A 19,103-nucleotide genomic window follows, 5' to 3' on the forward strand; every position below is an offset into this window, starting at 1 on the left:
GTGAGCTCAACCAATGTTGGCCAGAAGCCAAAGATGGCTTCCTCGAATAGGCCTTATACATAGATGCAACCGGGTAGCAGTGTTTAAAAAGCAGGTAGACAGTGGGGGCGAGTCCATACATAGGAGCTGGCTTGCCAGCGATGGCGGCCTGACAGCCGACCTGAATTCGCGGATGTATCACTCCGTAGGAGCTGCCGAAGGCTGCGATCTTTTGATCTTGCCTGTAAAAAGCAGGGTCAAAAGATCGCAGCCTCGTTGCACTCGACAGCTCCTACAGGGAAATACGCACGCATCGGAACCTGGCCGGTCGGTAGGCTCGGACGCACTCGCCCCCTCGTAAGGGCGGAACCATCACCTGAAATCGGGCGATCTCCCCGAAAAACAGACAGCGGTGTACAATCGCGCTCTTATACCCTCTGTTGATCAATGCGAAGGATTTTCCGGATGTTGCCGCGCTTTCCTGCCGTCACCCGCTGCCTGACCCTTGCCGCCCTGTTTGTGGCCGGTCCTGTCGCAGCCTTGGAGCTGCCTCTACCACCGCCTGGTGAAGACATCGTCGGCCAGGTGCAAGTGGTCAAGGCCAAATACGAAGATACCTTCGCTGACCTTGGTACCACCTACGACCTGGGCTACACGGAAATGGTCGCGGCCAACCCGGGTGTCGACCCATGGCTGCCCGGTGCTGGCACCGAAATCATTCTGCCGACGCGTTTCATCCTGCCGCCGGGCCCCCGTGAAGGCATCGTGATCAACCTCGCCGAATACCGCCTCTACTACTTCCCGAAAGGCAAGAACGTGGTGTACACGTTCCCGCTGGGTATCGGTCGTGAAGGCTGGGGGTCGCCGATTGCTCACACCAGCATCACCGCTAAGACGCCGAACCCGACCTGGACGCCTCCGGCGTCAATCAAGGCCGAGCACGCTGCCGACGGTGACCCGCTGCCGAACGTAGTGCCGGCAGGTCCAGACAACCCGCTGGGACCGTTCAAGTTCACTCTGGGGACCCCGGGCTACCTGATTCACGGTTCCAACAAGAAGTTCGGCATCGGCATGCGTACCAGTCATGGCTGCTTCCGCATGTTCAACAACAATGTGCTGCAAATGGCGGGCATGGTGCCGGTCGGTACGTCGGTGCGGATCATCAACGACTCGTACAAGTTCGGCGTGAGCGGTGGCAAGGTTTATCTGGAAGCGCACACGCCGCTGGACGACAAGGGCAACCCGTCGGTGGTCGACAAGCACACCGCTGTCATCAACGCGATGCTCAAGCGTGAAGACATCACCAACAACCTGCGCATGAACTGGGATGTGGTGCGTGATGTTGTGGCTGCCGAAGACGGCCTGCCGGTGGAAATCGGCGTGCCGAACAACACGGCTGCTCCGATGATGTCGAGCGCACCCCTCGATCCGCTGCAGTAAGGCTTGAAAGAAACCCGCTGACGCAGACCGCGTCAGCGGGTTTTTTATTGCCTGCGGTAAACGGCGGGCAATAAAAAAGCCGACCCAAAAAATGGGTCGGCTTGATAACAATCCCGAGGGATTATTACTTACGGCTAGCTTTTTCCAGCATGCGCAGAGCACGCTCGTTAGCTTCGTCAGCAGTCTGTTGTGCTTTTTGAGCAGCAGCCAGAGCTTCATCAGCTTTACGGTAAGCTTCGTCTGCACGAGCCTGGGAGCGAGCAGCTGCGTCTTCAGTAGCGGTCAGACGTGCTTCGGTTTCTTTCGATGTGCTGCTGCAACCGGTAGCCAGAACTGCGGCCAGAGCCAGAGCAGAGAATTTCAGAACGTTGTTCATCGTGTTCCCCTTCAAGGACTTTCTATTAAGTAGCTGTCTCCTCAGAGTGAGGAAAGAGCCGGCGTACATACTACCCATTACTTGTACTAAGTAAAACTGACGTGAAGCAAGAAGCCTAAAAAATTGTAGGCGTTGATTCTTTTTCGAGCAACTTTTAACTGCGTTGTTTAAAAAACACTCAGCTACAAGCCCCGACCCTGAGCGAGCTGCCGGGTAAAAGTTCCTCATTCCCACGCTCTTTTTTTCAGTCTTGGCTAAAGTCTGCCTATATGGATTCGTCTACACTTTCGCGCGGGATCTGTGCGGCGCTTCTCATATCTTTCTCCATGTTCAGGTGACTTTAACAACCGGCGCTCGTCTTAAGTCTCAACATCCGGCAATGTTCAGGCCTTCGACCTTGGAAATCCTGGGGCGGGCCTTTCCTGCGTGACCCGGAGCCGCACCCTGGCAATCCGCGTAATGACGAGCGTACCTTGAGCATTTCGGGCAATGGTGCCTACTATTTGTACGTGCTCGGTAGCGCGAGATCGGTGCAGTTCTTCTCGGTGTCCATTCAGGCACGGGGTGGCGTAGATGTTCCTTCGCCGGAAAAACATCGGTAAGGTAGGGGTCAGAATTTCAGACCCGCGAGGAGTAGTGATGAGCGAGGCGTTGTCCATCCACCATGACCAGGCTGGTCATCAGTTCGAGACCAATGTGGACGGTCATCGTGCGTATCTGACCTATATGGATCTGGGGAAACAGACCCTGGACATCTATCGCACCTTCGTGCCCAACGCATTGCGCGGACGCGGTATTGCAGCCGCGTTGACCGAGAAGGCGCTGGAGTACGCCGAGGAGATGGGCTACACCGTCATCCCTTCGTGCTCCTATGTCGAGCGCTACATGGAGCGTCACCAGCGCCACGCGGCCAAGCTGAGTCAGTGACCGTCAACAAAACGAACGCATAAAAAAACGCCGGGTTCAGCCCGGCGTTTTTTTGTCTGCTGCAAACAGCGATCAGCTGCGATCGCGTTTGGGCAACACATCCTTGAGCTTGGCGTGCATGCTGCGCAAGGTGTTTTCAGTCGCGGTCCAGTCAATGCAGGCGTCGGTGATCGACACGCCGTATTGCAGGTCGGCGAGGTCTTTCGGGATCGCCTGGCAGCCCCAGTTCAGGTGGCTCTCGACCATCAGGCCGATGATCGACTGGTTGCCTTCGAGGATCTGGTTGGCGACGTTCTCCATCACCAGCGGTTGCAGGGCCGGGTCCTTGTTGGAGTTGGCGTGGCTGCAGTCGACCATGATGTTCGGCTTGATCTTCGCTTTGTTCAGCGCTTGTTCGCAGAGTGCGACGCTGACCGAGTCGTAGTTCGGCTTGCCGTTGCCACCGCGCAGTACCACGTGGCCGTAGGCATTGCCCTTGGTGGTCACGATGGACACGCCACCTTCCTGGTTGATGCCCAGGAAGCGGTGCGGGCTGGAAACCGATTGCAGGGCGTTGATCGCCACTGTCAGGCCACCGTCGGTGCCGTTCTTGAAGCCGACTGCCGAGGACAGGCCGGAAGCCATTTCACGGTGGGTCTGGGATTCGGTGGTGCGCGCGCCGATGGCCGACCAACTGATCAGGTCCTGCAAGTATTGCGGGGAGATCGGGTCGAGGGCTTCGGTGGCGGTCGGCAGGCCTTTTTCAGCCAGGTCCAGCAGCAACTGGCGACCGATGTGCAGACCGTCCTGAATCTTGAACGAGTCGTCCAGGTACGGGTCGTTGATCAAGCCTTTCCAGCCGACGGTGGTACGCGGCTTCTCGAAATACACGCGCATGACCAGATACAGGGTATCGGACACTTCGGCCGCGAGGGCTTTCAAGCGGTCGGCGTATTCGTGGGCAGCCTTGATGTCGTGGATCGAGCAAGGCCCGATGACGACGAACAGGCGATGGTCGGTGCCATCCAGAATGTTGCGAATGACTTCGCGGCCCTTGGTGACGGTGCGCAGGGCAGCATCGCTCAGGGGAATATCGCGCTTGAGCTGATCGGGAGTGATCAGCGTCTCGTTGGAGGCGACGTTAAGGTCGTTGATCGGTAAATCAGCCATCGTTTACTCGTCAGGTCACGGGTGCCGGCCGCCAGCGAACCCGCGCGGCGGAGCACAGCAAATTAAGCGCGTCGGGGACCCGAACCTTAGCGCGTTACACCGTGCCTCGACAATGGGCAGACACCGCTTTAATCCAGCACAGGCTGCGCAAACGCCTTGCGCACCGACTCATGAGAGAACTCGTTGGCATGCTCCTGGACCCATTCCAGGGCCAGGGCCTGAATATCCTGCAAATCGTCGTGGGCGTCATGCAGGCGGCAGTAGCGATCGATCTGGCAGACCTGCTCGCCCATCCGGGCGCTGAACAGTGTCTGCTCGTCGACGAAGGCAATGCCCACCAGATACCCGCGTTTGCGCCGCAGGCACCAGGCGACGTAGCCCAGAAAACGCATGTCGGGGTTCAGGGTCGGCATGCGCACTTCAACCGCCGTACCATAGCGCCAGGCCCGATGGTAATTGCAAGCCATGCCCCCCAGACTGGTAGTGTGCAGTTGTTGCCGCGAAATACACTCGGGTTTGAGCAACGTTAATTCGACGGGCACATCGTCAGGGTGAGGAATAAAACGTCCCATGAACACAGACTCCATGTGTCGGCCATCTGACATTGTTCCACCCAGTATAGTGGTCGAATTGGACCTCACCGATTTCGACGCCGACCAACGGCTGCTGGCGATGAGTGGTGTGTCGCTGGTTATTTTCACCAGCGTTGGCTGTGCCAGTTGCCGGTTTGCCCGTGAGCAGTTGCCTGGACTTGATCTGGCCGTCGATCGACTGTGCTGGATCGATGCCGGGACCAACGGCGGGGTGGTCGAGCGATATTCGGTTTTTCATTTGCCGGCGCTGTTTGTCGTGCGCGACGGTGAATTCCATGGACCATTGACATCGCGTCTGACCCGCTCGGAGCTTAATGCTGCCGTGGCGCAGGCGCTGAGTCGTACAGCAGAGGAGTTGCCATGAGCGGGGCAGTGGCCAAGCCGAGAATCGGCATTATCGGGACCGGCGCAATCGGCGGTTTCTATGGAGTGATGCTGGCGCGTGCCGGCTTCGATGTACATTTCTTGCTGCGAAGCGAATTTTCCGCAGTGACCGAGCGCGGTCTGCGAGTCGATAGCGCGCCCTATGGCGCGCTGACGTTGAACCCGGTGCAAGCGTATTCGTGCGCCGAAGACATGCCGCCCTGCGACTGGTTGCTGGTCGGCGCGAAAACCACCAGCAATGCCGATCTGGCACCGGCCATCCTCCAGGCCGCCGCACCGGGTGCCAAGGTGCTGCTGCTGCAAAATGGCCTGGATGTTGAAGACAGCCTGCGCGAGTTGCTCCCGGATTCGCTGCATGTGCTCGGCGGGCTTTGCTATATCTGCGTCCATCGCGAGGGGCCGGGTGTGATCATCCATCAGGCGCTCGGCGCGGTGCATGTTGGCTACCACAGCGGTCCCGCTGATGAATCGGCGCGCAGGGTCATTGTCGAGGAAGGTGTCGGGCTGTTCCTCGCCGCCGGCATCGATTCCCAGGCCATGGCGAACCTGCATCAGGCGCGCTGGCAAAAACTGGTCTGGAATATTCCGTACAACGGGCTCTCGGTGTTGCTCGGGGCCAGCACCACGCCGCTGATGGCCGACAGCGACAGTCGCGAACTGATCAAGGCGCTGATGGCCGAAGTGGTTCGGGGCGCAACCGCTTGTGGTCACGACGTGCCGGCGGGTTATGCCGAACATCTGTTCATGGTGACCGAAAAAATGCCCGACTACTGGCCGAGCATGTACCACGATTTCCTGCACAAGCGACCGCTTGAGCTGGAGGCGATTTATGCCCGGCCACTGGCGGCAGCCAAGGCGGCCGGATGTGAGATGCCTCGTATCGAAGCCTTGTATCGCAGCTTGAGTTTTATTGATCGACGAAATACTTGAGTCGATCGACCTGAGGGGGAAGGGCATGGCAAAGACTATCGACGACAAGCTGGTGCTGGCGATTTCTTCGCGGGCGCTGTTCGACCTGAGCGAAAGCCACAAGGTTTACCTGTCGAGTGGTGTTGAAGCCTACCGGCAGTATCAGATCGAGCACGAGGACGAAATCCTCGAACCCGGCGATGCCTTCCCGTTGGTGCAAAAACTTCTGAACCTCAACACTCACCTGGGCCGCGCCCGGGTCGAAGTGATCCTGGTGTCGCGCAACAGCGCCGACACCGGATTGCGGGTGTTCAACTCGATCGATCACTACGGGCTGGCGATTTCCCGCGCGGCATTTGTCGGTGGTCGCAGTCCGTATCCGTATCTCAAGGCCTTTGGCTGCGATCTGTTTCTCTCGACCCATGCCGAAGACGTGCGCAGTGCGCTGGACGAAGGTTTCGCGGCGGCGACCATTTTGTCGGGCGGTGCCAGTCGTGCGGCCAGTGACGAATTGCGCATCGCTTTCGACGGTGACGCGGTGCTGTTTTCCGATGAGTCGGAGCGTATCTACCAGTCTGGAGGTCTGGAGGCGTTCCAGGCCAGTGAGCGTGAATCCGCCCGCGAGCCGTTGCGCGGCGGGCCGTTCAAAGGCTTCCTCGCCGCCCTCAATCTGTTGCAGCGCGAGTTCCCGGATGACGCCTGCCCGATCCGCACTGCGCTGGTGACGGCGCGCTCGGCACCGGCCCATGAGCGGGTGATTCGCACCTTGCGCGAGTGGGACATTCGCCTGGACGAGTCGCTGTTCCTCGGTGGCCTGACCAAATCGGCGTTTCTCGAAGCCTTCGCCGCCGACGTATTTTTCGACGATCAGGCCGGGCATTGCGAGTTGGCCCGTGAAGTCGTCGCCACCGGCCACGTGCCCCACGGTATAAGCAACGAGCAAAAGGTTTAAGCCTGCCGTTCAACGCGTTACGCCGGGCGCCGCGGTCGGCAAGGCACTGCTAAGCTGAATCAAATCTCCGCCATGTTGGCATTCGAGGAGGTCATATGATTCGTTCGATGCTGTATGCCACTGACCTCGGTCTGTACGCCCCCGTGGTGATGCAGCATGCCCTGGAGTTGGCCCGAACCTTCAATGCCGACTTGTACGTGGTGCACGCCGTTGAACCCATGGGGCTGTTTGCCGAATCGGTGCTGCAAAGTTACCTCGACGAGCAAGCGCTGAACGAGTTTCACAGCCAGGGGCTGAACACGGTGATTGCCAATATTGAACAGCGGGTGCTGGACAGTTTTCGCGAAGAGTTGGGCGAGGAGAACGAACATGACCTGGAGCGGATCCAGGCAGTGCGGGTGCTGCAGGGCGATCCGTCGCAGGTGATTCTGGACCAGGCGCAGAAACTCTCTGTGGATTTGTTGATCTTAGGCAGTCACAGCCATGGTGCGGGAGCGGAAACACCCTTGGGGCGGACCGCTGCGCGCGTGCTGCAACTGGCCAAAGTGCCCGTTTATCTGGTGCCACTGGTGCAACGTCGTCGCCAGGAGGATCGCTAGAACACGAATAATGGCAATTTGATAAAAAAGTTCTAGATTTATTCTTCGAGCCATTAATATAGTTATATATCGTCGCTGATGCCCGTGGCGTCTACCTGCTTTGAGGGATTCATATGAAGCTCCAACAATTGCGCTACATCTGGGAAGTGGCGCACCACGACCTCAACGTTTCCGCTACGGCCCAAAGCCTGTACACCTCTCAACCCGGCATCAGTAAACAGATCCGCCTGTTGGAAGACGAGCTGGGCGTTGAGGTCTTCGCCCGCAGCGGCAAACACCTGACCCGCGTCACCCCTGCCGGCGAGCGCATCATCACCACCGCTGGCGAGATTCTGCGCAAGGTTGAAAGCATCAAGCAGATCGCCCAGGAATTCTCCAACGAGAAGAAAGGCACCCTGTCGATCGCCACCACCCACACCCAGGCGCGTTATGCATTGCCGCCGGTGATCAGCAATTTCATCAAGCAATACCCGGATGTGGCTTTGCACATGCACCAGGGTTCGCCGATGCAGATCGCCGAAATGGCCGCTGACGGCACCGTGGATTTCGCCATCGCCACCGAAGCGCTTGAGCTGTTCGGTGATCTGGTGATGATGCCGTGCTATCGCTGGAACCGTTGCGTGGTCGTGCCACAAGGGCATCCGCTGACCAAACTGTCGAAGTTGACCCTCGAAGCGTTGGCTGAATACCCGATCGTGACTTACGTGTTCGGTTTTACCGGTCGTTCAAAACTCGACGAAGCCTTCAGTCACCGTGGCCTGACGCCGAAAGTGGTGTTCACCGCCGCCGACGCTGACGTCATCAAAACTTATGTTCGCCTCGGTCTGGGCGTAGGCATCGTGGCGAAAATGGCCGTCGATACCAAACTCGACAGCGACCTGGTGGTGCTCGATGCCAGCGAACTGTTCGAATCCAGCGTGACCAAGATCGGTTTCCGTCGCGGCACTTTCCTGCGTGGGTTCATGTGCGACTTCATCGAGAAGTTCGCCCCACACCTGACGCGCGAAGTCATGGCCAAAGCCATTGCTTGCCACAACAAGCAGGAACTCGAAGAACTGTTCGACGGTGTTGAACTGCCCGTTCACTAATGCCGGTCAGACGACCTCGGTGACAGCAAACTGTTGCCGAGCGCCCGCCACCAGAATCTCCACCTCATCGCCCTCGAATTTGCCCAACAGGCTTTTGCCCAACGGCGAGCGCGGGGTGATGACGGTAATCAACTGTCCCACCAGATCAACTTTCAGGCCCGCCGCATCCGGCGCCAGAAACAGCCATTGCTCGCGACCTTTTTCGTCTTCCAGACCGAGCAGGGCGCCGACCTCGATACCGCGCTGCTCGTCATACGCACGCAAGTTCAGGTTCTGGCAAAGCGTCAGCGAGTGGCGAATTTCCTCCACACGCTTGGCCTGTCCGGCAGCCAGATAGGACGCCTCCAGCCCCAGTGTGTCGTACTTGTTCTCGGCGATGTTTTCTTCGTGGGTCGCGGTTTCGTAAGCGGTTTGCGCGGCACGTTCGGCGATGTCGAGATCGATGCGCAGCTTGTCGAGAATCAGTTGGTGAACCGTGTGTTTATTCATGATCAATCGCAGAATTGCAGGACGTTGGCGCGGCTTTTTTCGCTGGGGATGGTTCGATCCTGTTGCAGCCAGAACTGACAGGTCGGATTGGCCAGGTTGCGACTGCTGCTGCGTGCCTGATCGAGCCGTTGCGCTTGTTCGTTCTTGCGCAGGTTCTCTTCGTATTGCTCGAACAGAGGGCTCTGGGGCGCGATGTCCGGGCCCGGTTGCGTGGCTGCCGGTGGGTTGGCCAAATGCTCCACTGCGGCTGCGACCGGTGCCAATTGCTCGCTGAACAGACGCGAAGCGAGCCAACAGGTCAGCGCAATGGCAATGAACCCCAGCCACATGCCGAGCGCGATACTGCCGGTCAGGTACAAAGCACTGAGTCGAATCGGGAAGGATCGGCGCGGAGTGGGACGATAGGGCATGGCGGCCTCCTGGCGAATAGTCGCGGGCGAATGGCGATTGTCGCATGAAGATTAATCGCCGTCGGCTCTTCTGCGCGGGGTAATTTATGCGGACAATCGGCACCTTTGCCAACGGGAACCTGGAATGCCTGAAATGAAAACCCGCTGGGATATTTTTTGTACCGTGGTCGACAACTTTGGCGACATCGGCGTGACCTGGCGGCTGGCCCGTCAACTGGTGGCCGAACACGGTTTGGCGGTGCGTTTATGGGTCGATGATCTGCGTGCGTTCGAGCGTCTGTGCCCGGCGATCGACATCCACGCCGTGCAGCAGTGGCAGGAACATGTCGAGGTCCGTCAGTGGCCGGCCGCGTGGCAGCCGACCGAAGCCGCAGACGTGGTGATCGCCGCCTTCGCTTGTCAGTTGCCCAGTGCTTACATGGAAGCCATGGCCGAGCGGGAAAAACCGCCGTTGTGGATGAACCTCGATTACCTGAGCGCCGAGGATTGGGTGATTGGCTGCCATGGTTTGCCATCGGTGAAGTTCAGGCACGTGCAGAAATTCTTTTTCTTCCCGGGCTTCCAGAAGGGGACGGGTGGGTTGTTGCGTGAGCGCGATTTGCTTGAGCAACGTCGGCAGTTTCAGCAAAGCCCCGAAGCCCAGCGAGAATTCCTGCAGGGATTGGGGATCGATCGCGCACCTGGCGCGCAGTTGATCTCATTGTTTGCTTACGAAAATACCGGGCTGGCCAGTTGGCTCGATTCAATGGCCGCCGATTCGACGCACACACATCTGTTGGTGCCCGAGGGACGAATACTCGGCGATGTCGCGCGCTGGCTCGGAGTCGATGAGCTGGCGGCGGGTGACCTGCATGTGCGTGATGCCGTGACCGTGCAGGTGCTGCGCTTCGTCCGGCAGGACCAATATGACCGGTTGCTCTGGAGTTGCGATTTCAATGCCGTGCGCGGCGAAGATTCCTTTGTCCGCGCCCAATGGGCAGGGCGCCCGCTGCTGTGGCATATCTATCAGCAGGAGGAAGACATTCACCTGGATAAGCTCGAAGCCTTTCTTGAACTGTACACGAAGGGCTTGTCGGCGCCGGCACGGGAGGCGATCAGCGGTCTCTGGCGGGCGTGGAACGCCGGTGAGAAAATGACCGACCACTGGCAATCCACACGTAAACACTGGCCAGAGCTGGAAAAACACGCCGAGACGTGGTGTCTGGAACAGGCCTTGCAGGCCGATCTTGCCACGGCGCTGGTACAGTTTTATGGAAATTGGATATGATATGCGGCCTAGATTTTTGTAAATCCCATCCAAATTCGGATATTCGCAATGAAAACTGGTAAAGAACTGAAACCCGGTACCGTGATCCGTCTCGAAAACGATCCTTGGCTGGTTCAGAAAGCTGAATTCACCAAGTCGGGTCGTAACAGCGCGATCATGAAGACCAAGCTGAAAAACCTGCTGACCGGTTACAAGACCGAGATCGTTTACAGCGCCGACGACAAACTGGACGACGTGATCCTCGACCGCAAAGAAGCGACCCTGTCCTTCATCAGCGGCGACACCTACACGTTCATGGACACCTCCGACTACACCATGTATGAGCTGAACGCCGAAGACATCGAAAGCGTTCTGCCATTCGTTGAAGAAGGCATGACCGACGTTTGCGAAGCCGTCTTCTTCGAAGACCGTCTGGTTTCCGTAGAACTGCCGACCACCATCGTGCGTCAGGTTGACTACACCGAAGGTTCCGCTCGCGGCGACACTTCCGGCAAGGTAATGAAGCCTGCCAAACTGAAGAACGGTACCGAGCTGTCGGTTGCTGACTTCATCGAAATCGGCGACATGATCGAGATCGATACCCGCGAAGGCGGTTCCTACAAAGGCCGTGCTAAATAAGCACCGCTTCAGGAATGAAAAAGCCCGACCTTTGAGTCGGGCTTTTTTGTGCCTGAATTTCAGCACCAGCGATAAAACCTGCGGGATCAGACGGTGACGTGCAGGCGCACATCGACGTTGCCCCGGGTGGCGTTGGAGTACGGGCAAACCTGATGAGCCGCATCGACCAGTGCTTGTGCATCGGCTTGTTCAAGGCCCGGCAGGCTGATGTGCAGGTCAATGTCCAGGCCGAAACCGCCAGGGATCTGACCGATGCCGACATGGGCGGTAATCGAAGCGTCGTTGGGGATAGTGCGTTTGGTCTGGCTGGCGACAAACTTCAACGCGCCGATGAAGCAGGCGGAGTAACCGGCAGCGAACAGTTGCTCAGGGTTGGTGGCAGCGCCACCGGCACCACCGAGCTCTTTCGGCGTGGCGAGTTTGACGTCGAGGATGTTGTCGCTGGAAACCGCACGACCGTCGCGGCCACCGGTGGAAGTTGCGATGGCGGTGTAGAGAGTTTGCATGGTGGAAGCCTCGTTTTGGTTTGGGTTGTTTGCGCTAAATGTTTGCGCGCTAAGTAAGTGCGAAATAAATGTATCTTGCTAATGTTTTGTGCGCAAGATAAATATTCAAAGATTTAGAGAGAGACGGACGAACGGCTGGGGGAGTAGATGAGATTGTTCGGGGGAGACGTGACTCTACAAATGTAGGAGTGAGCTTGCTCGCGACAGCGTCCGCTCATTCAGCAATGATATTGACTGAAATACCGCTATCGCGAGCAAGCTCGCTCCTACAGGGGATTTTTGTTGGCTGGAAGATTACAGGCTGTCTTGCAGGTGGCTGCGCAGCTCTTGCAGCTCGGCTTGCAGCTGCTGCAATCGCTCCAGGGTCAGGCCACTGGCGCCGAGGATGCATTGGGGAATATCACGAGCCTTGTCCCGCAACGCACGACCTTTTTCCGTGAGTTCAACAATCACCACCCGTTCATCTTCCCGGCTGCGTGTGCGGCTGAGCAAGCCTTCAGCTTCCAGGCGTTTGAGCAGTGGCGTGAGTGAGCCTGGATCGGTCAGCAGGCGCGAGCTGATTTCGCTCACGGTCAAACCGTCCCGTTCCCACAGCACCATCATTGCCAAGTACTGCGGATAGGTCAGGCCCAGTGCTTGCAGCAGCGGTTTATAGACCTTGGTCATCATCAGCGACGTGGAATGCAGGGCGAAGCAGACCTGGTTGTCCAGCAACAGGTGGTCGCAGTTATCCGGTGTGATGCGCTCGGTGGTCATGTCAAAGCCTTGTTCAGTGATCCTTGGAATCTAGCGGCCAAATCTTTAATGCGCCAGATAATTCTGGCCCAGCGTTGATGCGAGTCCCGCAAAGCCGAGGTGTTACTTGATGTTTGCGCAGCAGAATCAACTGCGTAGGATGAACGGCGTGATGCAAAGGGAAAATCGCCTGTGATTGAGTTTTTGATGTATCTGGTTTTTGGCGCAGCCCTGGGCACGCTGGGTGGATTGTTCGGCATTGGCGGCGGGTTGATCGCCATACCGCTGCTGGGCGTACTGTTCGGCCTCGATCAGCAGATCGCCCAAGGCACAGCGCTGGTGATGGTGGTGCCGAACGTGATGCTCGCGTTGTGGCGCTATCACCAGCGCAACCGCATTGAACTGCGCCACGCTTTGCCGTTGGCGAGCATGGGATTCTGCTTTGCCTGGCTGGGGTCGATCTGGGCGGTGGGCATCGATGCGCAAACCATGCGGATCGGTTTCGTTGCGTTCCTGGTGGCGCTATCGGTCTACAACCTGCTGCGAATGTTCACCGCCAGTGCGCCCGGCGCTTCGCAGATGAACTATTCGTGGCCATGGCTGGGTGTGCTGGGCGCTGCATCCGGTGTGATGGGCGGATTGTTTGGTGTGGGCGGGGCGGTGGTGGCGACGCCGGTACTGACCGGTGTGTTCGGCACCAGTCAGGTGGTGGCGCAGGGGCTGTCGCTGGCATTGGCGCTGCCCAGCACGGGCGTCACGCTGGTGACGTACGCCGTGCACCACCAGGTCGACTGGCTGATTGGCGTGCCCTTGGCGATTGGAGGCCTGATGAGCATCAGTTGGGGCGTGAAAATCGCCCACGCGCTGCCGGAGCGACTGCTGCGCGGGCTGTTCTGTGGCTTCCTGGTGTTTTGCGCGGTGATGCTCGCGTTTAAAGTTTGAAGCCTTCGATGATGTGCTCGGCCAGGCACTCGGTAATCGGTGACGGGTGGTGCAGGTTGCGCACCAGCATGATGCTGGCTTCTGGCAATATCGGCAGATCCTCGGCTTTACCGAGAATGCGCATGTCCGGGGTGATCAGGCTTTCCAGTTGCGCTGTGACTGCGAGGCCAGCACTGACTACTGCCATGATCGCCGACAGGCTGTCGCTGTTGTACGCCACGCGGTAATCGCGACCCTGGGCATCGAGTGCATTGCAGGCCCACAAGCGGCAGAAACAATCGCTGTTGAACATCGCCAGAGGCAACGGCGTCTGTTCGTGGGCGCTGTAGCACTGCGCCTCGGCCCAGACAAAACGCTCCTTGCGCAACAACTGACCGATTTCATTGCCCGGCTCGCGGGTAACGATGGACAGGTCGAGGTCCTGCCGCATCAGCAGTTGTTTCGAGGATTCGCAGTGCACTTCGATCTGGATCAGCGGATAGGACTGGGCAAACTGCCGCAAAATCCCCGGCAGGAAACGCATCACATAATCGTCCGGCGTACCGATGCGCACCATGCCGACCATGTCCGGCTCGCGCAGCGTATTGAACACCTCGCTGTGCAGCTTGAGGATGCGCCGCGCATAACCGAGCAGCACCTGACCTTCGGCGGTCAGGCGCACTTGCCGCCCGTCACGCTGGAACAACTGGCGTTGCAGCACATCCTCTTCCAGCCGCTTCATCTGCATGCTCACCGCCGACTGGGTGCGATTGACCAGTTCACCGGCACGGGTAAAACCACCCTGGTCGGCAATCGCGACGAAGGTGCGCAATACGTCGGTATCGATACTCGGGTAGGCCGACATTCATCAATCTCCGAGATATGTGACATCAGAAACATTCGTTGGATTGATCTTAGACCCGGCGCGAGACTGGAGCCATCCAAACGGAGGGCAACAAGATGAAAGGTCAACATGAGTTTCAAGGCACGGAACACCATTCGGTTCACCTGATCTCCGATCTACTGCACAAGGTCAGCCGCTGGTACGAACTGCATCGCGAGCGCGAATTGCTGGCGAGCCTGAGCGACGAGGCACTCAAGGACATCGGCATGAGTCGTGCGGATGTGGAGAGCGAGTCGATCAAGCCGTTCTGGAATGACCCGATGCATAAATGATGGGAGCCACGCTACACAAACCCCTTACCGGTGAGGTAGGTTGCGAGCAGACAAGGAGATGCCCATGCCCGCAACATTGTCCTTTACCCTCAAACAGGCTCGGCGTCTGGCGCTGGCCGCCCAAGGGTTCAACGGGCGCCAGTCGCCAGCGACGATCAAGGCTGTTGCGCTCAATCGCCTGATCGAACGGCTGGGCATCTTGCAGATCGATTCAGTCAATGCGTTGGTGCGTTCGCACTACCTTCCGCTGTTTTCCCGCCTCGGCAATTACTCATCCGATTTGCTCGATCAGGCTGCCTGGAGTCAGGGTCGCCGTCGTACGTTGTTCGAGTATTGGGGGCATGAAGCTTCGTTGCTGCCTCTGTCGATGTACCCGTTGATGCGCTGGCGCATGCAGCGCGCGAGCCGTGGCGAAGACATTTATCAGCAATTGGCGCGCTTTGGTCATGAACAGCAAGACACGATTCGTCGGGTGCTGGCTTCGGTCGAGGAGCAGGGCGCGCTGGGGGCTGGCAGCCTGTCGACCCGTCAGGAGCGGGCCGGACCATGGTGGGACTGGAGCGCGGAAAAGCATGCACTGGAATGGTTGTTCGCCGCTGGCGAGGTAACTGTGGCCGGGCGTCGCGGATTCGAACGACTTTATGATTTGCCGGAGCGGGTGATTCCTTCGGCGATCCTTGCGCAACCGCCTCTGAATGAAGCCGAAGCGCAGCGTGGACTGTTGCTGCATGCAGCGACCGCGTTGGGCGTCGGCACGGAAAAGGACCTGCGCGACTACTTTCGACTCAATCCCGCGGACAGTCGTCCGCGTCTGGCGGAGTTGGTCGAGGCGGGCGAGTTGCTCACCTGTGAAGTTCAGGGCTGGAAGCAACCGGCCTATTGCCTGCCCGAGCCCAAGGTGCCGCGCAAGGTCGAGGCCAGTGCATTGCTGTCACCTTTCGATTCGCTGATCTGGGAGCGCAGCCGGACGGAGCGTCTGTTCGACTTTCGCTATCGGCTGGAGATTTACACGCCGCAGGACAAGCGGGTCTACGGCTATTACGTCTTGCCGTTTTTGCACAACGAACGGATTGCTGCACGGGTTGATCTGCGTGCGGAGAGGGCGGCGGGGCGATTGGCGGTGCACGCGGTGCATGAGGAAACGTCGGGGCTGGATGACGAGGGGATGCTGGCGCTGGCGGTCAATCTGCGGCAGATGGCGGATTGGCTGGGGTTGGCGCAGGTTCAGTTGAATTGCCCGCGGGCGAGTGCGGACAGGTTACGGGTTGCATTGGCACAGGTTGATGGTGACTGAGTTGACGCCATCGCTGGCAAGCCAGCTCCTACAAGGGGTTGCACATTCCTGTAGGAGCTGGCTTGCCGGCGATAAGTGCGACGCGATTTAGCGTCGAACCTGCTTCAAGGTTTCGGCAATCAAAAACGCCAGTTCCAGCGACTGATCGGCATTCATCCGCGGGTCGCAATGGGTGTGGTAGCGATCCGACAACCCATCTTCGGTAATCGGTCGCGCACCGCCAATGCACTCGGTGACGTTTTGCCCGGTCATCTCGATGTGGATACCGCCGGCATAGGTGCCTTCCGCTTCGTGGACCTGGAAGAACTGCTTCACTTCACCCAGGATCTGCGCGAAATCGCGGGTCTTGTAGCCGCTGCTGGCCTTGATGGTGTTGCCGTGCATCGGGTCCGAACTCCACAGCACTTGCTTGCCTTCGCGCTGTACCGCACGGATCAGCTGTGGCAAGTGATCGCCGACCTTGTTCGCGCCCATCCGCGCAATCAGGTTCAGGCGGCCCGGGTCGTTGTCCGGGTTGAGCACGTCGATCAGACGAATCAGGTCGTCCGGGTTCATGCTCGGGCCGACTTTGACCCCGATCGGATTGTTCACCCCGCGCAGGAATTCGACGTGGGCGCCGTCGAGCTGACGGGTGCGGTCGCCGATCCACAGCATGTGCGCCGAGCAGTCGTAATAATCGTTGGTCAGGCTGTCGCGACGCACGAAGGCTTCTTCGTAGTTCAGCAGCAGCGCTTCGTGGGCGGTAAAGAAACTGGTTTCGCGCAGTTGTGGCGAAGTGTCCATGCCACAAGCGCGCATGAATGCCAGGGTTTCATCGATGCGGTCGGCCAGATGGCTGTACTTTTCCGCCAGGGCCGAGTTGGCAATGAAGTCCAGGTTCCACTTGTGCACCTGATGCAGGTCGGCAAACCCGCCCTGGGCGAAGGCGCGCAACAGGTTCAGGGTGGCGGTGGATTGATGATACGACTGAAGCAGGCGCTCCGGGTCCGGCACGCGGCTTTTCTCGTCGAAACCGATGCCGTTGACGATATCGCCACGGTAGGCGGGCAGGGTCACGCCATCGATGGTTTCGTCGTTGGCCGAACGCGGCTTGGCGAACTGCCCCGCCATTCGCCCAACCTTGACCACCGGACAACCGGCCGCAAACGTCATGACAATCGCCATTTGCAGCAACACCTTGAAGGTGTCGCGGATCTTCGCCGCGGAGAATTCGGCGAAACTCTCGGCGCAATCACCGCCCTGCAACAGGAACGCGCGACCCTGAGTCACCTCGGCAAACTGACGACGCAATTCCCGGGCTTCACCGGCAAACACCAGCGGCGGATAGCTGGCCAGCGTTTGCTCGACCTGCTGCAAATGCGCAGCGTCGGGATATTGAGGTTGTTGCTGGATCGGCAGGGCGCGCCAGCTGTCAGGACTCCAGGGTTGGCTCATCATCATCTCTAGTGTTTTACGCTCGGACGTCCATGTTATCAGCAATTAGTGCGTGACCTGTTCCCGTCGCTTCGCGGACAATCGCGCCTTTGCCGCTTCATGTTGCGGCGCATCGCGTTACCGGGTCCGGTGACGATCAGGAGACGAAATGACTGAGGAGCGCGTCGAGCATTTGCTCGCCGAGGTGCAGGACGAGTTTGGTGTGATTCGCGTGCTGGAGGTGGCTGATTACCGTTTTCTCGAATTCGGTGATGCCATCGAGCAAAGCTGTGTGTTTACGGCCGATCCGAGCTGGCTCGAATACGACTACACCCGGGCGATGCTGATTGGTGCGCTGTGCCATGAGCAACCGGAAAGCGCGCTGTTCCTCGGTCTTGGTGCGGGTACGCTGACCCAGGCCTGCCTCAAGTTCCTGCCGCTGGAAGATGTCGAGGCCATCGAGTTGCGCCCCGACGTCCCGCGTTTGGCTATCGAGTACTTGGGGCTGGATGACGATCCGCGCCTGTATATCCGGGTGGGCGATGCGCTGGAATTGCTCGATACCGCAGAGCCGGCGGACCTGATTTTTGTCGACCTCTACACCGACGTCGGTCCTGGTGTCGGGCATTTGGCCTGGAGCTTTCTGGAAAACTGCCAGAAACGCCTGAATCCCGGTGGCTGGCTGGTGATCAACCAGTGGGCCACCGACGATGGCAAACCGTTGGGCGCCGCATTGCTGCGCGGGTTGTATCACCGCCACTATTGGGAGCTGCCGGTGAAGGAGGGCAATGTAATTCTGATCGTACCGTCCGAACTGGATCAGGAGTTGGACATGCAAGGCCTGACGGCTCGTGCCGAAGCGCTGGCGCCGCGGTTGGGGTATTCGTTGCAGTCGTTGATCAAGAGCATTCGCCCGGCCACTTGAAAGTTAGAAAAATTGCTGTGGCGAGGGGGCTTGCCCCCTCGCCACAAAGGGTGTGTCAGTGACCTTTGAAGACTCCGGGCCGCCGCTCAACCATTGATCGCACACCCTCCCGGGCATCCTCGCTGGCCATCAATTTCTTCACCAGCGGCGGCAACCCCTGCGCCGCAGCGGTTTCACCTTCATAGCGCGCCTGCCGTGCCGACATCAGCGTGGCCTGAACGCCAAGCGGTGCCTGCCGGGCAATGCGCTCGGCCAGTTCAATCGCCCGGGGCAGCAGATCTTCACTGGCCATGACTTCCTGCACCAAGCCCAGGTGCAGCGCATCGTGGGCATCGAACTCATCGCCGGTCAGCAGCCAACGCATCGCATTGCCCCAGCCAGCGACTTGATGCAGTCGCAGGGTGGCGCCGCCGAACGGGAAAATGCCGCGCTGCACTTCCATCTGTGCGAACCGGGTGTTGCTGGCGCACAGGTTGATGTCGGCCGCCAGCATCAATTCGATGCCGATGGTCAGGCAGTAGCCTTGTGCTGCAACAATCACCGGTTTATTGACCCGCGGACCCGCGAACACGCCCCACGGATCACAACCGCCGGGCGGTACCTGCCAGCCTTCGGCCAGTGTCACACTGGCATCCACCAGATCGAGCCCGGCAGTAAAGTGCTCCCCATGGCCGAACACCACGGCCACCCGCGCTTCAGTGTCGGCTTCAAACTCGCCGTAGGCCAGGCTCAGTTCATTGAGCAGGTCGAGATCAAAGGCGTTGCGCTTGGTCACCCTGTCCAGGCCGATCAGGAATACATGACCGCGCCGTTCACGGCTGACTCGACTGGAGCAAGGCTGATTCATGGAGCGGTCCTCGGGGCGGGAAAGGCGTGTCAGACCGGCGGTCTGCACGGCATGGGGTGAACCGTTTTAGCGCCATCACCCGCAAGGCCGGGCCCTTTGAAAAGTA

General features: G+C 58.9%; 23 protein-coding genes. 13 read left to right on the top strand and 10 right to left on the bottom strand.

The annotated features are described in order from the left end of the window. Window positions 1-444 precede the first annotated feature (444 nt). Entirely contained in the window at window positions 445-1,419 is a 975-nt protein-coding gene (locus CKW15_RS25310) for a L,D-transpeptidase family protein (protein WP_095061152.1), read from the top strand. Window positions 1,420-1,543: 124 nt separating this feature from the next. Here the strand turns inward: CKW15_RS25310 and oprI are convergent, their stop codons facing one another. After that, complete coding sequence (oprI, locus tag CKW15_RS25315) at window positions 1,544-1,795, bottom strand: outer membrane lipoprotei OprI (RefSeq protein ID WP_095061150.1); 252 nt, start codon at window positions 1,793-1,795, stop codon at window positions 1,544-1,546. Between the two features lie 639 nt (window positions 1,796-2,434). On the opposite strand from oprI, the gene CKW15_RS25320 reads away from it, so the two are divergent. Continuing rightward, entirely contained in the window at window positions 2,435-2,722 is a 288-nt protein-coding gene (locus CKW15_RS25320) for a GNAT family N-acetyltransferase (protein WP_008057026.1), read from the top strand. Between the two features lie 72 nt (window positions 2,723-2,794). Here the strand turns inward: CKW15_RS25320 and CKW15_RS25325 are convergent, their stop codons facing one another. Together CKW15_RS25325 and CKW15_RS25330 are read right to left on the bottom strand one after the other, a co-directional pair. Beyond that, window positions 2,795-3,871, bottom strand: a complete 1,077-nt coding sequence (locus CKW15_RS25325) for a 3-deoxy-7-phosphoheptulonate synthase (protein ID WP_095061148.1) — start codon at window positions 3,869-3,871, stop codon at window positions 2,795-2,797. Window positions 3,872-3,999: 128 nt separating this feature from the next. Then, a complete protein-coding gene (locus tag CKW15_RS25330) occupies window positions 4,000-4,443 on the bottom strand; it encodes a PilZ domain-containing protein (protein WP_095061146.1) in 444 nt (147 codons plus the stop codon). Here CKW15_RS25330 and CKW15_RS25335 point away from each other — a divergent pair. The 5 genes from CKW15_RS25335 to cysB all read left to right on the top strand — a co-directional run bounded on the left by CKW15_RS25335 (window position 4,442) and on the right by cysB (window position 8,396). Continuing rightward, a complete protein-coding gene (locus CKW15_RS25335) occupies window positions 4,442-4,828 on the top strand; it encodes a co-chaperone YbbN (protein ID WP_095061144.1) in 387 nt (128 codons plus the stop codon). The two genes, CKW15_RS25330 and CKW15_RS25335, sit on opposite strands and share 2 nt — an antisense overlap. Beyond that, window positions 4,825-5,778, top strand: a complete 954-nt coding sequence (locus CKW15_RS25340; RefSeq protein WP_095061142.1) for a putative 2-dehydropantoate 2-reductase — start codon at window positions 4,825-4,827, stop codon at window positions 5,776-5,778. The genes CKW15_RS25335 and CKW15_RS25340 overlap by 4 nt, the downstream gene beginning before the upstream one ends. A 25-nt stretch (window positions 5,779-5,803) precedes the next feature. After that, the gene (locus tag CKW15_RS25345; RefSeq protein WP_095061140.1) at window positions 5,804-6,709 is read left to right on the top strand and encodes a 5'-nucleotidase; all 906 of its coding nucleotides are present in this window, start codon (window positions 5,804-5,806) and stop codon (window positions 6,707-6,709) included. 95 nt (window positions 6,710-6,804) lie between these two features. Further along, window positions 6,805-7,308: a universal stress protein gene (locus CKW15_RS25350; protein WP_095061138.1), complete on the top strand. Its 504-nt coding sequence runs from the start codon at window positions 6,805-6,807 to the stop codon at window positions 7,306-7,308. A gap of 113 nt (window positions 7,309-7,421) precedes the next feature. After that, on the top strand, window positions 7,422-8,396 hold the full coding sequence (gene cysB / locus CKW15_RS25355; RefSeq protein WP_053161674.1) for an HTH-type transcriptional regulator CysB: 975 nt from the start codon (window positions 7,422-7,424) through the stop codon (window positions 8,394-8,396). A gap of 6 nt (window positions 8,397-8,402) precedes the next feature. Here cysB and CKW15_RS25360 read toward each other — a convergent pair whose 3' ends face one another. Together CKW15_RS25360 and CKW15_RS25365 are read right to left on the bottom strand one after the other, a co-directional pair. After that, the gene (locus CKW15_RS25360) at window positions 8,403-8,885 is read right to left on the bottom strand and encodes a GreA/GreB family elongation factor (protein ID WP_095061136.1); all 483 of its coding nucleotides are present in this window, start codon (window positions 8,883-8,885) and stop codon (window positions 8,403-8,405) included. A 2-nt stretch (window positions 8,886-8,887) separates the two neighbouring features. Then, entirely contained in the window at window positions 8,888-9,295 is a 408-nt protein-coding gene (locus tag CKW15_RS25365) for a hypothetical protein (RefSeq protein WP_095061134.1), read from the bottom strand. A gap of 124 nt (window positions 9,296-9,419) precedes the next feature. Here CKW15_RS25365 and earP point away from each other — a divergent pair, with 124 nt between their 5' ends. Both earP and CKW15_RS25375 read left to right on the top strand, forming a co-directional pair. After that, on the top strand, window positions 9,420-10,562 hold the full coding sequence (earP, locus tag CKW15_RS25370; protein WP_095061132.1) for an elongation factor P maturation arginine rhamnosyltransferase EarP: 1,143 nt from the start codon (window positions 9,420-9,422) through the stop codon (window positions 10,560-10,562). Between the two features lie 48 nt (window positions 10,563-10,610). Further along, entirely contained in the window at window positions 10,611-11,180 is a 570-nt protein-coding gene (locus CKW15_RS25375) for an elongation factor P (protein WP_003404205.1), read from the top strand. An 86-nt stretch (window positions 11,181-11,266) separates the two neighbouring features. On the opposite strand, the gene CKW15_RS25380 is transcribed toward CKW15_RS25375, so the two are convergent. Both CKW15_RS25380 and CKW15_RS25385 read right to left on the bottom strand, forming a co-directional pair. Continuing rightward, entirely contained in the window at window positions 11,267-11,686 is a 420-nt protein-coding gene (locus tag CKW15_RS25380; protein ID WP_095061130.1) for an organic hydroperoxide resistance protein, read from the bottom strand. 294 nt (window positions 11,687-11,980) lie between these two features. After that, window positions 11,981-12,442 (bottom strand): MarR family winged helix-turn-helix transcriptional regulator, encoded by a 462-nt coding sequence (locus CKW15_RS25385; RefSeq protein ID WP_095061128.1) that lies wholly within the window; start codon window positions 12,440-12,442, stop codon window positions 11,981-11,983. Between the two features lie 186 nt (window positions 12,443-12,628). Here CKW15_RS25385 and CKW15_RS25390 point away from each other — a divergent pair, with 186 nt between their 5' ends. After that, a complete protein-coding gene (locus tag CKW15_RS25390; protein ID WP_256583276.1) occupies window positions 12,629-13,363 on the top strand; it encodes a sulfite exporter TauE/SafE family protein in 735 nt (244 codons plus the stop codon). Here CKW15_RS25390 and CKW15_RS25395 read toward each other — a convergent pair. Then, on the bottom strand, window positions 13,353-14,207 hold the full coding sequence (locus CKW15_RS25395; protein WP_095061124.1) for a LysR substrate-binding domain-containing protein: 855 nt from the start codon (window positions 14,205-14,207) through the stop codon (window positions 13,353-13,355). The two genes, CKW15_RS25390 and CKW15_RS25395, sit on opposite strands and share 11 nt — an antisense overlap. A 95-nt stretch (window positions 14,208-14,302) precedes the next feature. On the opposite strand from CKW15_RS25395, the gene CKW15_RS25400 reads away from it, so the two are divergent. Continuing rightward, window positions 14,303-14,518 carry a DUF1127 domain-containing protein gene (locus CKW15_RS25400; RefSeq protein ID WP_095152881.1) on the top strand — a complete coding sequence of 72 codons (216 nt, stop codon included), beginning with the start codon at window positions 14,303-14,305 and terminating at the stop codon, window positions 14,516-14,518. Between the two features lie 64 nt (window positions 14,519-14,582). Further along, a complete protein-coding gene (locus CKW15_RS25405) occupies window positions 14,583-15,812 on the top strand; it encodes a winged helix-turn-helix domain-containing protein (RefSeq protein ID WP_095061120.1) in 1,230 nt (409 codons plus the stop codon). Window positions 15,813-15,899: 87 nt separating this feature from the next. Here CKW15_RS25405 and CKW15_RS25410 read toward each other — a convergent pair whose 3' ends face one another. Next, a complete protein-coding gene (locus CKW15_RS25410; protein WP_095061118.1) occupies window positions 15,900-17,246 on the bottom strand; it encodes a class II 3-deoxy-7-phosphoheptulonate synthase in 1,347 nt (448 codons plus the stop codon). A gap of 148 nt (window positions 17,247-17,394) precedes the next feature. Here CKW15_RS25410 and CKW15_RS25415 point away from each other — a divergent pair, with 148 nt between their 5' ends. After that, window positions 17,395-18,150 carry a spermidine synthase gene (locus CKW15_RS25415; protein WP_095061115.1) on the top strand — a complete coding sequence of 252 codons (756 nt, stop codon included), beginning with the start codon at window positions 17,395-17,397 and terminating at the stop codon, window positions 18,148-18,150. A 55-nt stretch (window positions 18,151-18,205) separates the two neighbouring features. On the opposite strand, the gene CKW15_RS25420 is transcribed toward CKW15_RS25415, so the two are convergent. Then, window positions 18,206-18,997, bottom strand: coding sequence for a crotonase/enoyl-CoA hydratase family protein (locus CKW15_RS25420; RefSeq protein WP_095061113.1), 792 nt, complete (start codon window positions 18,995-18,997; stop codon window positions 18,206-18,208). Window positions 18,998-19,103 lie beyond the last annotated feature (106 nt).

This window comes from Pseudomonas sp. Irchel s3b5, from assembly GCF_900187435.1.
Lineage (GTDB): Bacteria > Pseudomonadota > Gammaproteobacteria > Pseudomonadales > Pseudomonadaceae > Aquipseudomonas.